Annotated in this window: 14 protein-coding genes; 7 read left to right on the top strand and 7 right to left on the bottom strand. The window is 58.1% G+C overall.

All coding sequences use genetic code 11. The features are described 5' to 3' along the window. Positions 1-35: 35 nt before the first annotated feature. The 4 genes from WH7805_RS02095 to WH7805_RS02080 are packed head-to-tail and all read right to left on the bottom strand — an operon-like array spanning position 36 to position 3,575. Positions 36-767, bottom strand: a complete 732-nt coding sequence (locus WH7805_RS02095) for a DevA family ABC transporter ATP-binding protein (RefSeq protein WP_006041286.1) — start codon at positions 765-767, stop codon at positions 36-38. Further along, the gene (devC, locus tag WH7805_RS02090) at positions 767-1,939 is read right to left on the bottom strand and encodes an ABC transporter permease DevC (protein WP_006041285.1); all 1,173 of its coding nucleotides are present in this window, start codon (positions 1,937-1,939) and stop codon (positions 767-769) included. Before devC ends, WH7805_RS02095 begins: the two co-directional genes overlap by 1 nt. Then, entirely contained in the window at positions 1,936-2,841 is a 906-nt protein-coding gene (locus WH7805_RS02085; RefSeq protein ID WP_038004278.1) for an HlyD family efflux transporter periplasmic adaptor subunit, read from the bottom strand. The genes devC and WH7805_RS02085 overlap by 4 nt, the downstream gene beginning before the upstream one ends. Then, positions 2,841-3,575: a phycocyanobilin:ferredoxin oxidoreductase gene (locus WH7805_RS02080; protein ID WP_038004275.1), complete on the bottom strand. Its 735-nt coding sequence runs from the start codon at positions 3,573-3,575 to the stop codon at positions 2,841-2,843. Before WH7805_RS02080 ends, WH7805_RS02085 begins: the two co-directional genes overlap by 1 nt. Positions 3,576-3,599: 24 nt before the next feature. Here WH7805_RS02080 and WH7805_RS02075 point away from each other — a divergent pair, with 24 nt between their 5' ends. After that, on the top strand, positions 3,600-4,907 hold the full coding sequence (locus WH7805_RS02075; RefSeq protein ID WP_006041282.1) for a pitrilysin family protein: 1,308 nt from the start codon (positions 3,600-3,602) through the stop codon (positions 4,905-4,907). Next, positions 4,904-6,160, top strand: a complete 1,257-nt coding sequence (locus WH7805_RS02070) for a pitrilysin family protein (protein WP_006041281.1) — start codon at positions 4,904-4,906, stop codon at positions 6,158-6,160. Before WH7805_RS02075 ends, WH7805_RS02070 begins: the two co-directional genes overlap by 4 nt. On the opposite strand, the gene WH7805_RS02065 is transcribed toward WH7805_RS02070, so the two are convergent. Next, a complete protein-coding gene (locus WH7805_RS02065; protein WP_006041280.1) occupies positions 6,152-6,379 on the bottom strand; it encodes a DUF3148 domain-containing protein in 228 nt (75 codons plus the stop codon). The two genes, WH7805_RS02070 and WH7805_RS02065, sit on opposite strands and share 9 nt — an antisense overlap. Positions 6,380-6,435: 56 nt before the next feature. On the opposite strand from WH7805_RS02065, the gene WH7805_RS02060 reads away from it, so the two are divergent. The 4 genes from WH7805_RS02060 to WH7805_RS02045 are packed head-to-tail and all read left to right on the top strand — an operon-like array spanning position 6,436 to position 11,254. After that, the gene (locus WH7805_RS02060; protein WP_038004272.1) at positions 6,436-7,008 is read left to right on the top strand and encodes a biotin transporter BioY; all 573 of its coding nucleotides are present in this window, start codon (positions 6,436-6,438) and stop codon (positions 7,006-7,008) included. 17 nt (positions 7,009-7,025) lie between these two features. Further along, positions 7,026-7,505 (top strand): signal peptidase II, encoded by a 480-nt coding sequence (gene lspA / locus WH7805_RS02055; RefSeq protein ID WP_006041278.1) that lies wholly within the window; start codon positions 7,026-7,028, stop codon positions 7,503-7,505. Beyond that, entirely contained in the window at positions 7,483-9,651 is a 2,169-nt protein-coding gene (locus tag WH7805_RS02050) for a transglycosylase domain-containing protein (protein ID WP_006041277.1), read from the top strand. Before lspA ends, WH7805_RS02050 begins: the two co-directional genes overlap by 23 nt. 7 nt (positions 9,652-9,658) lie before the next feature. Further along, entirely contained in the window at positions 9,659-11,254 is a 1,596-nt protein-coding gene (locus WH7805_RS02045) for a YcjF family protein (protein WP_006041276.1), read from the top strand. A gap of 96 nt (positions 11,255-11,350) precedes the next feature. Here WH7805_RS02045 and WH7805_RS02040 read toward each other — a convergent pair whose 3' ends face one another. Then, positions 11,351-12,796, bottom strand: a complete 1,446-nt coding sequence (locus WH7805_RS02040) for an aminotransferase class V-fold PLP-dependent enzyme (protein ID WP_006041274.1) — start codon at positions 12,794-12,796, stop codon at positions 11,351-11,353. A 94-nt stretch (positions 12,797-12,890) separates the two neighbouring features. Between WH7805_RS02040 and WH7805_RS13700 the strand changes: the two genes are divergently transcribed. Then, positions 12,891-13,364: a nucleoside deaminase gene (locus tag WH7805_RS13700; RefSeq protein WP_071933723.1), complete on the top strand. Its 474-nt coding sequence runs from the start codon at positions 12,891-12,893 to the stop codon at positions 13,362-13,364. On the opposite strand, the gene WH7805_RS02030 is transcribed toward WH7805_RS13700, so the two are convergent. Further along, positions 13,306-14,502 (bottom strand): alanine--glyoxylate aminotransferase family protein, encoded by a 1,197-nt coding sequence (locus WH7805_RS02030; protein ID WP_006041271.1) that lies wholly within the window; start codon positions 14,500-14,502, stop codon positions 13,306-13,308. The genes WH7805_RS13700 and WH7805_RS02030 overlap by 59 nt on opposite strands. Between the last annotated feature and the right edge of the window lie 68 nt (positions 14,503-14,570).

Genomic DNA, 14,570 nt, shown 5'->3' with positions numbered 1-14,570 from the left:
GCGTTGGTTGAAACGGTTCCTGTTGTCACCCCAACCTACTCAATGGCCTGAAAAAGGCGGCCATCTTCCATCCGCACCAAACGATCGGCCACATCGAGAATCCTGGGATCGTGGGTAACCATGAGGACGGAACAGGATTGTTCCCTCGCCAAACGTTTCAACAATTCCACCACTTCTCGCCCCGTTGCGCTGTCGAGAGCGGCCGTGGGTTCATCAGCCAGCAAGAGTTTGGGCCTGGCGGCAAGCGCTCGGGCAATGGCGACGCGCTGTTTCTGTCCCCCTGAGAGATCGTGGGGGAGTTTGCCGAGTTCATCGTCCAGGCCAACAGCACGCAACCACTGCCTGGCTTGATCACGCCGGCCCCGATAACTGAATCCGGGGAGAAGATCGGCACCCATCTGAACGTTCTGCTCGGCTGTGAGGCAACGGAGAAGATTGTGGCCCTGAAAGATCATCCCGATCCGGCGCCGAAGCCTCTGCCGCTGGCCCCGTCTAGCTCCCTGCAACTGCTGACCGAACACGCGAACGTCGCCCTGCTGCACTTGACGCAAAGCTCCGATCAACGTGAGCAGCGTGGTCTTTCCACATCCGGATGGCCCTGTCAGAAGCACCACTTCACCGGCAGCGATCTCTAGATCAACTCCCTGCAACACCTGCCGACGGTTCGAACCCTTTCCGTACCAGTGACTCAAGCCACTGATACGCACACTGAGCTCCTGTCGAGAGCCTGGCTTGTGGATCGACTCTGAAAGCGCGCTGCTTGACATCAGAAGATCTCCGCCGGGTCAGCATCCACGAGGCGACGCATCGCCAATCCCGCCGACGCCATGCACATAATCAAAATCATGGTGAACACTGTGAAAGCTCGGCTGAAATCCATGGCAACAGGAAGCTGGGTTGCATTCCTAACGAGCAGGTACAGACCTTGGCCGGCGGCATAGGCCGGCAGATATCCGAAGAGAGCAAGCAGTAATCCTTCACGAACCACAACGCCGAGAAGTGTGTTGAGGCGATATCCCATTGCCATCAACGTGGCGTATTCAGGCAGGTGATCACTCACATCGGAATAGAGCACCTGGTAAACGATCACACACCCCACCACGAAACCCATGGCGGCTCCGAGGGTGAAGATGAAGCCAATCGAAGTACCGGTTTTCCAATAATTCTGCTCAAAATCGATGAAGCCTTGTTTTGTCAAAACGGAGACGTCATCTGGGAGCAAGGTCTTTAAGCGCTCCACAGCCAATGCAGGGTCTGCATCGGCCTTGAGGCGAATCAATCCCACCTCAATGCTTCCAGGGGGCGTGTTGGGGAGCAGTTCAAGGAATGTTTCGCTGCTGGTCAGGAGATTTCCATCGGCACCGAAGGACGTTCCAAGTCCAATCAGGCCGGCAACACGAACACGCTTGCCAGCAATTTCGCTTTCCACAACGCGACCTTCGCGGAACCACTCAGCAACAGGCCCGAACTCAGGACGCGATTTTTCATCAAACAGAACTCTGCCTTTTTGAGTGAGCTTCTTGGCTTTGGGCGACAAAGTCGGATCGGTAAATAAAGGATCACCAGGTTCGAAGCCGAGAGCAAGAATGGATCGAGTTCCACGGGTTTCAGGATTTCTCCAGAGGAGAAGATTCCAGTTCACAGGAGTAATGCCTTCCACTTCCGGAAGCGCCATGGTCTGTACAAGCCGCCTTTTAGGAAAGCCAGCCATACTCACCGAACTGGTAGAACGCGGGCTGATTAGAACAATGTCGGCATCAAATAAGCGATGCACAGTGACACTGGCATCAAACAATCCGTCTCTGAATCCCAACTGCATGAACATCAGGATTCCAGCAAAACTGATTCCAGCTAGAGCAACAGCCAAGCGCACAGGCTGTCGGATCAACATCAGTGAAGCCAGGGGAATGCCTCGGCTAGACCAGAATCCACCGCTCATGGGGCTTTGAAGCGAGCAATCACTTTCAGACCAGCCAACGTTTCAACCCGACGTGCCGAATCGCGATCAAGGCTCACCTGAACCTCGACAACCCTGGCATCGGCATCACCTGTGGGGTTCGTGGACAAAACCTCCCGTTGTCTCACCTGGGGGCTGATGCGTTCGACGCGCCCCGTGAGGCTTCCTTCAAATCCACCGTTCTCGCTAACAAGCGTCACCGGATCATCAACAGCAATCCGGTTGATGTCGGATTCATACACCTCAATCAAGGCCTCCATCGACTGGCTGGCGCCCACTTCGAGCACACCATCGGCACCGGGACGCTCCCCGACCCTGGCATGCAATTTGAGCACGGTGCCATCGATCGGAGACTTCAGTTCACTGTCCGCCAGGTCGGCTTCAAGGATGCGACGTTCGGCGATCAGCTCGATGCGCTTACGTTGAGACAACGTCAAGGCGTTCTGCTTCTCTTCAAGAATCACCATCGAAGCGGCGCCAACTTTGGCAGCCTGTGAATAGCGCAATACCTGTCGGCGAAGCAAAGGAATTTCCGTCTCCACAGAGCGAATCTGAGCATCAAGAGCCGAAAGATCAGCTTCAATCTGGGGGCGGCTATCGAAGACAGCCAGCACCTGGCCACGGGTGATCGCATCCCCCTCATTCACCAGAAGCTTCGAAACTCGGGGGGTGCCTCCGAAGCCGCTGACCGGTGCCGCAAGGCGGCGAATCTCTCCAAGAGGGCGAAGTCGTCCCAGAGCCGCCACAGCCTCCGGTGGTCGGGGCACATCGGTCTGAGGAGCCTCCGCGACAACAGTGGCAGGCCGTTGGAGATAAACAACAGTCCCAACGATGACGAGGAACGAGAGCGTACCCGCCCCGATCCACATCGCCCGACGCGACATCAAGGGCAGGCTGGTTCGTCGAAAAGAAGCTCTTCGATGTACCGATCGGCCCAGTTCGTTCCGAAGGCTTTCTCCAGAACCCGCCGGGTTTTGTCGTTGCGTTTCTGTTGCTGGCAATACGACACCTGCCCGTGGTATCGGGCAATCGTAAGCGGATCGCTGGCCTCCGATGGTTGTGCACACTCCACAGCACGACTCAAGATGCTCAGGTAGGTCTCAACAAGCGCCACAAACCAATCCTGTTCGACGCGATTGGCAGGTCTGATAAAGCACACGAATGGTGAAAAAATCGTGGCCCAGGCAGGGAGATCACGAACCTGTTCAAAGGCAGGAATGTCGATGTTGCTGAGGCCTGCGTCGATCGCAGCAGGAAGGTGCTCACCAACGGGAGAAAGATCAACGATGGCCGCGGAAATGCCGGCTGGACTGGCAACGATGTCAGCTCCGAACACAGGAAGATCGAAGCGTGGGTCAGGGAAGAACACGCAGTGGAGAATCTGCAGGCCGACTCCGAGTCGGGCCGTTTCGAGATGCATCTTGCGCAGTCCGCGACAGCTGTGCACCTCATTGCGGATGAACAAAGCCTCCCCATCAAGACTGCCGATGATCTCCTCGAGATCCGCAGGAATCGCGCGGTCCTGTAACTCGGGAAGGCCCTCACGACACCGACGGATGCGATCGGCCAGGGACACCAGCAACGGATGAAGCTCCGGGCCACTCGAGGACTCAGGCATCAATCCGATCCGTCATTGCACAGAATGGGACTTTGCCACGGGACCCTGACAGCGATCTCATCCGGTCCTCTACTGGAATACTTCACTTTCACAAACGGCAGCACCCTGGTGTCCGCAGATCTTCCGGGAGCCAGTCTCATCTGCCTTGATTTCTGGTGCCGGGGGGGCAGCTTCTGGGAACAGAGCGGTGAAGAGGGCATGGCTCACTTTCTCGAGCACATGGTGTTCAAGGGGAGTGAACGGTTGCAACCAGGTGATTTCGACCGCCAAATCGAAGCTCTCGGCGGCAGCAGCAACGCCGCCACCGGTTTCGATGACGTGCACTTCCATGTTCTTGTTCCACCCAAGGAAACATCAGCAGCGTTGGACCTGTTGCTTGATCTGGTCCTGCATCCCTCCCTCGATGAAGGTTCGTTCTCCATGGAGCGTGAGGTGGTTCTGGAGGAAATTGCCCAGTACCGCGATCAACCCGATGATCTGGTGTTTCAGAAAGTGCTGGAACGCTGCTTCCCCAAACACCCCTATGGGCGCCCGGTTCTGGGAATCGACTCCAGCCTGAAAGGAATGAACCCCCAGGGAATGCGTCGCTATCACCAACGCCGCTACCAGGGTCCGAACTGCTGCCTTGCCGTAGCTGGAGCCATTCCTACTGACCTGATCAGCCAAGTCCGGGGGAGCGCGCTCACAGCATTGAGCAACGGGGCTGATCCCTCACTTCCGAACCCGCCTGGCGAAGGCAGCCGCTCAACGGAGCAGCTGCCTTTTCAAAGCGGAAGGGAATGCCACGGATTTCCCAGGCTTGAGTCTGCGCGCTTAGTGATGGTCTGGCCAACCGCTGCAGCTTCCGATCCAATCGGAGTAGCAGGAGCAGACTTAGCGACGACGATTCTGTCTGAAGGTCGCAGGAGCCGGCTGGTGCAACGTCTCCGCGAAGATCTGCAGATCGTCGAATCCATCGACATGGACGTGACGACACTCGAGCAGGGAAGCCTGGTGATGCTGGAGGCATGCTGCCCGGAAGAACAGTTGGAACGGGTTGAACAGGAGATCAATCAGGAACTGCTGCGCAGCGCCGAGGAACCGATGCTGGAGGAGGAACGGAGCCGGGCTCTGCAACTTGTGGGCAATGGCTACCGCTTCAGCCTTGAAGCCCCGGGATCGGTGGCGGCCTGCGCAGGCTCTCAGGCCGTTTGGGGGCGGCAGCGGCAGCTGCTTGAACCACTCAACGATCTCGAACTGTGGAGTGCGACGGCTCTGCAGGAGCAAGTGATGCAACGACTCCAGCCAGACCAGGCGTTCACCTTGATCGCCCGCCCTGCGGAAACAACATGAACGGAATCACTGAGTTGGTCATTGACCCGGTCGCAACGACCGGCGTCTTATCCGCAAAGCTCTGGATCCGACGGGGAAGTGGTGCAGATCCTCTCGGACAGCGGGGTGGCCATCAACTCCTCGGCTCCGTTCTCAGTCGCGGCTGTGGACCGCTGGACCATGTCCAGCTGGCGGATTTGGTGGAGGGCTGCGGAGCAGGGCTTCGTTGCGATACCCATGAAGATGGAATTCTGGTGAGCCTCAAATGCACGCAAACCGACGCCGAAAGGCTTCTGCCGATTCTTGGATGGATGCTGCAGCAGCCGCATCTGAACCCAGCTCAGATTGCGCTGGAAAAGGAACTCAGCCTTCAGGCTCTCCAACGGCAGCAGGAAGATCCGTTCCAACGCGCTTTTGATGGCTGGCGACAACTTGCCTATGGCCAGGGTCCCTATGGACACGATCCTCTCGGGGTCCCGGGGGATTTAGAGAACCTTCATCACGATCACCTCATCGCCCTTGCGGACAGACTCAATGACGGTGGATCTGTTCTAGCCCTGTCCGGAACGCTTCCTGAGGGAATTCAGACGATTCTGGAGAGCTACGAAGAATCAGGCAGGCGAGAGAAGACCTCACACTCACCAGACTGGACAGCCGATCCAGGACAACCAGACAGTTCGTTGACACTGAACCCAGTGGAGACGGAACAGGTTGTGATGATGCTCGGTCAAGCCACCTTGCCCCACGGCCATCCGGATGATCTGGCGTTGAGAGTGCTGCACGCACACCTGGGATCGGGGATGTCGAGCCTTCTGTTCAGACGTCTCCGGGAAGACCATGGTGTTGCTTACGACGTGGGAGTTCACCATCCAGCCAGACAGCATTCGGCTCCTTTCGTGATGCACGCCTCCACAGGCGTGGAACGCGCGCAACTGAGCCTCGAACTGTTGATGAAGAGCTGGGAAGAGCTTCTGGACACCGTGATTGCGAAGAGGGACCTGGATTTGGCAATGGCCAAATTCCGAGGACAGCTCGCTCACGCCTCCCAGACCACGGGCCAGCGGGCGGAGCGTCGTGCCCAGCTCCGCGGGCTAGGGCTACCGGATGATCACGATCGCCGCTGTCTCGATCAACTCGACAACCTCACAGGTGTCGATCTCAGAACGGCAGCCCGCCAGCACCTGAAGAAGCCGACGCTCAGTCTTTGTGGGCCCAGTTCAACTCTGAACAGACTCGAATCCGTTTGGAGAAATGGACCATTTCCGTCAACTTGACGCTTGATTGTCGACAAGGGACAACGCATCAACCGCCAAGAGAAATGTTCCGCGGGAGAAACGCACTGCGACGGTTTCTGCAGGGAGCAGAGAAACAACGATGCCGACGTCATCGAGATCCACGAGATCGGGAGGACGGAGCATCGGCATCGGATCCGCTGTCTTCAGGTAGGGCTGGGCGCGGAGCAGTCGCACATGGTCACCAATGGAAACGGTCATGAAAGCTGGGCAATGCCTTCCTCTTACAGCAGGATGGTGCCAGCTGACGACTGCCCGTGAGGGCTATAGCCACGTGGAGCGGCGCTGTCGCCGGACTGTTCCTGATTCTTGTGGGGAGCCTCATTCAGGCTGCCCTGGTGATTCCATTGCCTGAACTCCCGCCACCGGTGTTGTCTCTGCCCAGTACCTGGCAGGTTCCGGCACTGCTCATCTGCTCCCTGGTGGCAGGACCTCGAGCCGGTGTGATCGCTTCGGTTGCTTACCTGACCATCGGTCTGGTCGATCTCCCTGTGTTTCACGGTGGCGGGGGCTTTGCTTACGTGCTCACACCGGGGTTCGGATACCTAGCGGGATTTGTTCCCGCAGCATGGCTGACAGGACGGTTGTCCCAGCAGAGCGGCATGAATGACATCACCCGACTCACGTTGGCCGCCATGACGGGTCTGCTGATCATCCAAGTGTGCGGTCTGCTCAATCTCATCATCGGTGCTGAGTTCGAACGATGGCAGGCCCCCCTTGCCGAACTCTTGTTCAGTTACAGCCTGGGACCTCTGGCCGCTCAACTCGCTCTTTGCTGCGCGGCGGGTCTTCTGGCCCGTGGGATCCGGAGTCTCCTGTGGGTGGAATGAACGCAGCAGGACGATCAATGAAACGCAGCCACCGTTCTTTAGGGCGCGGATCACTGCTCCTCATCAGCGCCTTGATGGTGATTCTTGACCAGTGGAGCAAGTACTGGGCTCATTCCGCCTTGATCCTTGGCAGGCCGGTGTCGTTCATTCCCGGATTTCTGCAGCTGCGTCTCGTGCAGAACAGTGGAGCCGCTTTCAGTTTGTTCACCGATTCCACGCTCTGGCTTGGTGTGCTCAGCTTGCTGGTGACGCTTGGAGTCACAGGCTGGATCTGGAGTCAGCCCAAACGTGGTCTTTGGATGGGACTGGCTCTCGCTTTTCTGCTCGGGGGAACCCTCGGCAATGGTATTGATCGCTGGCGATTGGGTTATGTCACCGATTTTCTTGAACTGATTCCGATCAACTTCCCCATTTTCAACTGGGCTGATGTCGTTATCAATCTCGCCGTCATCTGCTTCGCCATCGACGCCTTCCATGAACGCCATGGCAACGCCTAATTCAGAGGATCAGGGCACGGCCCGACTGACCATTCATCAGCACGACTTCCCCGATCACAACCTTCATTTGCATGGAGAGGGGTACCGAATCGGTCGCGATCATGACTTGGAAATCTGCATCGAGCATCCCGCCGTGAGCAGGCAGCACGCGATGCTGCAGCGCCGCAATCGGCGGTGGCGGCTCCAGGATCTGGACTCAACCAATGGGCTCTGGTGGAAGGGTCGCAGGGTCAGGGACATTGAGCTGAAAGACGGCGACCGAATCAGCCTGGCTCCTTCTAGTGAAGCCGGAGCACCAACCCTCCTGTTTGAAAACCCAGCCGATCGTGCTGTGCAGCGGTTCCGACGCTGGCTCGGCATCGGACTTCTACTGGCCCTCGGAGGATCAGGCACCCTGCTGCTTCTGGCTGGCCTGGATGTTCCCGTTCGGGGACGACTGGCCACTGTGCGCGGACCGGTGGCCATCTACGACGGCAACAACAAACCTCTTGATTCCGTTGATTCCAGTCGCCACCGCGAACTTCCCTCTCTGTCGGATTTTTCACCATTTCTGATCAATGCTCTGCTCAGCAGTGAAGACAACCGTTTCTGGTGGCACCCAGGAGTTGATCCGATTGGAACGGTGCGGGCCTTCGCCACAAACCTGAGTGGTGGCAAGGTTCTGGAAGGTGGAAGCAGTCTCACCCAGCAACTGGCCAGAAGCCTTTACCCGGATCTGGTCGGGGAGGGGGACACTCTGGGCCGGAAATGGAGAGAACTGCTCGTCGCCCTGCAGCTGGAAAGTCGCTTCAGCAAAGGTGAACTTCTTCTGAGCTACCTCAACAGGGTTTATCTCGGCGTGGGATGGGGCTTCGACGATGCAGCCCGAACTTTTTTCAACAAATCAGCCGGATCGCTCACGGTGGAGGAAGCGGCGCTGTTGGTGGGCCTGTTGCCATCGCCCAACGGCCATGACCCCTGTCAGTTTCCGCAGCGAGCCCTCGAAGCCCGCAACAGGGTTCTCAACAAAATGGCCGACGCCGGCCGTCTCTCCTTGGATGAAGCACGCGCTGCGCGGCGTCAGCCCATCAAGCTGGCTCAAACGGCCTGCAGCAGCAAAGCCACGCGTCGATCCGCTCCCTTTTACACCGACCAGGTTCGAAGAGACCTGACGGCTTTGGTAGGCCCCGAGGTGGCAGCGGAAGGCAATTTTCTGATCGAAACCCACCTTGATCCGGTTCTTCAGAGCGTGATTGAGCGGCGCCTTCGCAACTTGATCAGCAATGCCGGCGGACTTGGTGTCAGTGAGGGTGCTGCGGTCGTGATCGATAGTCGCAGTGGTGGAGTTCTGGCAATTGCGGGTGGACGCGACTACCGATTCAGTCAGTTCAACCGTGCCTCCATGGCGATGCGACAGCCAGGAAGCACCTTCAAGCTCATGACGTACCTCGCTGCTCTGGACCGAGGAATCAAGCCCGGTGAGAGCATCGACTGCAGCGCTATGGAATGGGGGGGACAGCGGTTTGAAAGTCCTTGCAAAGGGCGTCTGACGCTCACCAATGCTTTTGCGTCGAGCAGCAACACCGCTGCTCTACGACTGGCCAAGCGTGTGGGACTCGAGCAAGTGGTCCGTCAGGCTCGTGCCTTGGGAATCACAACCCCTTTGGACCCTGTTCCCGGTCTAGCTCTCGGGCAAAGCGAGGTGCGCTTAATCGAGCTCACGAGCGCCTATGCCGCCGTGGTCAACAAAGGGCTGTGGAAACCACCCACCACCATCCGACGTCTCTTGGATGCTGAAACCTGCCGACAGGACAATCAGCTGGGATGCACCAGTCTCAGTGGCGCAACAGGGAACAGCGTCAATGCCGGCCGTCAGGCCATCCGTCCAGAGGTTGCCAAACAGATGCAGGCCATGTTGAGAGCGGTGGTGAGAAACGGCACAGGAACAGGAGCGTCTCTTGGAGGTCAGGAAGGAGGAAAAACCGGAACCACCAATGACGGGCGCGATCTTTTGTTCATCGGCTACGAACCAAGTCTTCACTGGGTGCTGGGTATCTGGCTAGGAAACGACGACAACAGCCCATCGACCAGCTCAAGTGCTCTTGCGGCCTCGCTCTGGGGCGAGATCATCCGATCGGCAGGACGCGGCGGGCTCAATACGCGATAACAAGCGGATGAAACAGCAGACCCGCTTGCTACTGGCAGGAACCGCTGCTCTGGTCGCTTTGATGGTGATCGGCTTGGTGCTTCAGGCCATCCGCAACCTGCTTTGGGATCTCAGCTACTGGCTACCCCCATGGCTCGTTGGCCCCGTACTTCTCATCGGGACAGTGCTCCTGGTGGCGGCACTGATCCAAGTGGGTGTTCCGTGGCTGAAACGCTGGAAGCAAGGACGCCGCTCTCAGGTGGCGGACTCTGATCGCCCCGAACCACCTGGCAACCGACGGGAAGCAGCCCGTCAGAGTCTCGACAGTGTGGACCGACTTCTCGCTCGACTTCAGGACGATGTCGCGCGCCGATCATTGCAGGAAGAACGGGAGCGGGTGGCTCAGCAACTCGAGCGTGGCGATCTGGAAGTGGTGGTGTTCGGGACCGGATCAAGCGGAAAGACCTCCTTGATCCGTGCCCTGTTGCAGGACATCGTGGGCAAGGTTGGGGCATCCATGGGATCGACCAATGAAATCCGCTCCTATCGCCTGAGACTGAAAGGCTTGGAGCGAGGCGTGCTTCTTGTGGATACACCCGGAATCCTTGAAGGAGGACAGGATGGCCGCACCCGCGAGCAACAAGCCAGACGAAGGGCATCGCGCGCTGATCTGATGTTGGTTGTCGTGGATGGTGATCTGCGCAGCCAGGAACTGGCCGTTGTCCAAAGTCTCTCTGGTCTTGGCAAAAGGCTGCTCCTTGTCCTGAACAAATGCGATCTGAGGGGTGAGGAAGAGGAGCGACGGCTGATGATGCTGCTGCGGGAACGCTGCCTGGGATGGCTGGCCCCCGAGGATGTGGTCGGCACGAGTGCAGCACCCCAGTCTCTGCCGAGACCAGGCCAGAAACCTCTCCAGCCACCTGCGGAGGTCGGGCAGCTGCTCAGACGCCTGGCCGTCGTCCTGCATCAAGACGGCGAGGAGCTGCTTGCCGACAACATCCTTCTTCAGTGCCGATCGCTTGGTGAGACCGGCCGCAGCCTTCTCGATCGGCAAAGGGAGAGGGAGGGCCGTCGCATCGTCGATCGCTACACGTGGATCAGCGCAGGTGTGGTGGCAGCCACTCCCTTACCGGGAGTGGATCTGCTCGGAACAGCTGCGGTCAATGCCCAGATGGTGATGGAGGTGGCTGCTGTGTATGGCGTTCAACTCACGCGTGCAAGGGCGCAGGAATTAGCGATCTCAGTGGGGAGAACGTTGGCAGGCCTTGGCGTTGTGAAAGGTGGGGTGGCCATCATTGGAACAGCACTGAGCGTGAACCTTCCCACGCTTCTGCTGGGCAGGGCAGTCCAGGGTGTGGCGGCTGGATGGCTCACCAGGATCGCCGGTGCCAGCTTCATCACGTTCTTTCAACAGGATCAAGATTGGGGCGATGGCGGCGTTCAAGACGTTGTGTTGAGGCATTACGACCTCAACCGTCGCGATCGCTCACTGAAGGAATTTCTTGAGACTGCGCTGCGACGGGTGGTGGACCCCCTTCAACAGCAGGTGAAGAAACGACTTCCGCCCCGACCAGGGCCTCAGGCGGAGGGGGACGCATCGGACCGCGGCTATCGAGAACCGTGATCAAACCGAGATAGAGCACCCCGATCAGAATCGAAATAGCGCCGGTGAGCACTGCGATCCACCGACCTCGTTTCGGTTGTGCCTCAGATCCTGCCATCAGTGAACACTCCGAACGATCGATTGATTGATGATCATCCCCAAATGTTTGATCAGCGCATCGGACGTATGTGGATTGCCCAGGACAACCTTGATGTGGTGACGCCCCCGGTAGCAGGGTCTTGACACCATGATCTGTTCATCGAGTAGACGCTGGCGAAGTTGAGCTGACCAACGATCACATTGGTCAGCATCAGTATTTTTCGGTGCACAGGCCAACAGATGAAGCGGACCCGACACAACATCCAGCGCCTGACCGTCAAGGCTTTGCTGCAACCGCTCTTTGCGTGCCAAAGCATTGCTCAGAAGCGAGTCGATTCCAGCCATTCCGAGTTGACGCAATCCGAGCCAAAGCTTGAGGATTTCTGCTGGCCTGCTTCCCTGCAGTCCGATCTCACCACCATGGGCACCAACGGTGGCAGGCTCCATGTAAGGAAGTCCGGTTCCGAACGCAGCGTGAAGGGTGGACTGATCGCGAACCAGCAACAGGGAGGACGTTTTGGCGATCCCGAGCAGTTTCTGGGGATTCACGGTGATTGAATCGGCCTCTTCTAATCCGTCCACCAGTTCACGGGTCTTCCCCGACAGTGCAAAGACAGCGCCGATGGCGCCATCCACATGCAACCAGGTGCCATGGTTGCGAGCGATCTCCGCAATCGCACGCAAGGGGTCGATCGCACCACGAACCGTCGTGCCAGCCGTGGCGACAACGGCCAGACATGGACGATTCTCAACCGCGAGAAGGTTTAGTTCGTACTGAAGAGCATCCAGCCGAAGACATCCACTGGCATCGACGGGAATCCGCCGTAGTGCATCGGCGTTCAAACCCATCACCCTGCAGGCCTTGGCCAAGGACACATGGGCATCGTCGCTTGTCAGAACGACAGCTTCAGAAACTGCATTCAGCCCAAGAGAATGTCGCGCTGTGACCAGAGCAGTGAGGTTGCTCAGAGTGCCGCCACTGGCAGCAACGCCTCCCGATCCCATCGGGAGGTCGAAGCAGGACGCAAACCATTCACAGAGTTGGCGCTCCAGTTGCGAAAGGCTCGGTGAGAGTTCCTCAGCGAGAAGATTGTTATTAAGTCCCGCACAGATCAGTTCCGCAGCAATCGAGGCCGTGTTTGGGGGTGGATCCAAATGGGCCAAGGCACCGGGATGGGAGGGTTGGTAAGCACCATCCATGACCTGCTGAAGATCATCCAGAAGACGCTGTGCCCCAAGCCCTTCCGTTTCGGGAAAGGCATCAGGAAGCAAACGGAGCGAAGGCAGGGGTGAGCGCTGGTTTGCGGTTCCGAACCATCGACAAAGTGAGGCGCAGGCCTCTTCCAGAAACCTCTGCAACTGAGGATCAAGGGCATCAGGTGATGCAAAGGCAGCCAACGGGTCCAACGCTTCAGAAGATGTCCGAGCAGGGCCGTGCAAGTAAGAGTTGCGATCAAAAACCATTGTCACCTGTGGTGGCACATTGGATGGAAAGCAGGGATGAACGGCCGTGCGGGCGGACCCGGTTCAGCTGACAGACAAGGCGTTGAAAGCGTGGATGCAGCGACTGCTCAAACGGGCTGAGCGCGTGGGAGCGACTGGAGAGATTCCTGTCGCAGCTGTTCTTCTCGATGAAGCAGGACGGTGCATTGGCCACGGTTCCAATCGCAGAGAAACCCACATCGACCCCCTTGGTCATGCGGAATTGATGGCGTTACGTCAGGGCGCCTGGGTCCTCGGTGACTGGCGCATGAACCACTGCACCCTGTTAGTGACTCTGGAGCCATGCCCGATGTGTGCCGGTGCTCTCGTGCAAGCCAGAGTTGGACAGGTGATTTTCGCTGCCAAAGACCGCAAGCGCGGTGGGCTTGGCAGCACGATCAACCTCGCTGACCATGAAAGCGCCCACCACCACATGCACGTGATTGGGGGAGTCATGGAAGAGGAAGCCTCTGCGCTCTTGGCGGGCTGGTTCAGGCAGCGACGCAGGATCCTTCGCGGAAACGAGGAAGCTCAGACTCAAACAAATTGAGGAGCCGATCCACATTCTCTGGAGTGGAGTTGTAACCCATCAAACCGATTCTCCAGATCTTTCCTGCCAAAACACCAAGACCACCGCCAACTTCGATGCCATGGGTATTGAGCAGATGAGAGGAGAAAGCCTTTCCATCCACATCGTCGGGGATCTTCACGGTTGAGAGGGTAGGCAGCCGTAGTTCCTCAGGTACATGCATTTCAAGCCCAAGGGATTGCAGTCCATTCCAGAGCGCTTCGGCATTGCGGCGATGCCGTGACCAGGCATTCTCCAGCCCTTCCTCAGCCAGCAGGCGTAGGGCTTCACGCATTCCGAAGTTCATGTTCACTGGAGCTGTGTGGTGATAAACCCTGTCACTTCCCCAGTACTGATTCAGCAAGGAAACATCCAGATACCAATTGGGAACCTTGTCCTTGCGTGCAGCAAGTTTGGCTTCCGCGCGGGTGCCCATGGTGAAGGGTCCCAAACCAGGAGGGCAGCTCAGGCCTTTCTGACTGCAGCTGTAAGCCATATCAACCTTCCACTCATCCAGATAGAGGGGAACACCACCGAGTGAGGTGACTGTGTCGAGGAGAAGCAGACAGTCGTGCTGACGGCAGAGATCACCAACTCCATCCATGGGTTGGCAGACGCCTGTGGAGGTTTCGGCATGAACCATCGCCAGGATCGCAGGCTTGTGATGCTCCAGGGCGGCGGCCAACTCATCAAGAGTGAACGCCTCGCCCCATGGCTTTTCGATCACCCGAACATCGGCCCTGTAACGGCCTGCCATGTCGGCAAGACGATTTCCGAAATACCCCTTAACCGCTACTAAGACCCGATCTCCGGGCTCGACCGTGTTTGCCAGGGTGGCTTCCATCGCCGCGCTCCCCGTGCCACTCATGGGCAAGGTGAGCCGATTGTCCGTCTGCCAGGCGTAGCGGAGCAACTCCTGAACCTCACCCATCAGATCGACATAGAGAGGATCCAGATGACCGATCGGAGTTCTCGCCAGTGCAGATAGAACTGTTGGATGGGCGTTTGAGGGACCGGGACCCAGCAAGAGGCGGTCAGGGGTATTGATAGGGCCAACGGATCGGCGATGGCGCGATTCGACCTGGGGAAGAGAGTGCGTCATCGGCAGGCCGGAAACCATCATTCAATGGCGGAAGCCTACGCAGCGAGAGGGCCGATTTGAGCGAGAAAGCACCGTTCCGATGCCGC

Source organism: Synechococcus sp. WH 7805 (assembly GCF_000153285.1).
In the GTDB taxonomy this organism is placed as follows: domain Bacteria; phylum Cyanobacteriota; class Cyanobacteriia; order PCC-6307; family Cyanobiaceae; genus Synechococcus_C.
This window is presented reverse-complemented; position numbering and strand designations above follow the sequence as displayed.

Bases quoted from the DNA above. Each gene is read 5' to 3' on its own strand.
- WH7805_RS02040 (WP_006041274.1), bottom strand. From the start codon at position 12,796: ATGGTTTTTGATCGCAACTCTTACTTGCACGGCCCTGCTCGGACATCT.
- WH7805_RS02095 (WP_006041286.1), bottom strand. From the start codon at position 767: ATGTCAAGCAGCGCGCTTTCAGAGTCGATCCACAAGCCAGGCTCTCGA.
- WH7805_RS02080 (WP_038004275.1), bottom strand. From the start codon at position 3,575: ATGCCTGAGTCCTCGAGTGGCCCGGAGCTTCATCCGTTGCTGGTGTCC.
- WH7805_RS02075 (WP_006041282.1), top strand. From the start codon at position 3,600: ATGGGACTTTGCCACGGGACCCTGACAGCGATCTCATCCGGTCCTCTA.
- lspA (WP_006041278.1), top strand. From the start codon at position 7,026: ATGAAACGCAGCCACCGTTCTTTAGGGCGCGGATCACTGCTCCTCATC.
- WH7805_RS02050 (WP_006041277.1), top strand. From the start codon at position 7,483: ATGAACGCCATGGCAACGCCTAATTCAGAGGATCAGGGCACGGCCCGA.
- WH7805_RS02085 (WP_038004278.1), bottom strand. From the start codon at position 2,841: ATGTCGCGTCGGGCGATGTGGATCGGGGCGGGTACGCTCTCGTTCCTC.
- WH7805_RS02045 (WP_006041276.1), top strand. From the start codon at position 9,659: ATGAAACAGCAGACCCGCTTGCTACTGGCAGGAACCGCTGCTCTGGTC.
- WH7805_RS02065 (WP_006041280.1), bottom strand. From the start codon at position 6,379: ATGACCGTTTCCATTGGTGACCATGTGCGACTGCTCCGCGCCCAGCCC.
- WH7805_RS02030 (WP_006041271.1), bottom strand. From the start codon at position 14,502: ATGGTTTCCGGCCTGCCGATGACGCACTCTCTTCCCCAGGTCGAATCG.
- WH7805_RS02070 (WP_006041281.1), top strand. From the start codon at position 4,904: ATGAACGGAATCACTGAGTTGGTCATTGACCCGGTCGCAACGACCGGC.
- devC (WP_006041285.1), bottom strand. From the start codon at position 1,939: ATGAGCGGTGGATTCTGGTCTAGCCGAGGCATTCCCCTGGCTTCACTG.
- WH7805_RS13700 (WP_071933723.1), top strand. From the start codon at position 12,891: ATGCAGCGACTGCTCAAACGGGCTGAGCGCGTGGGAGCGACTGGAGAG.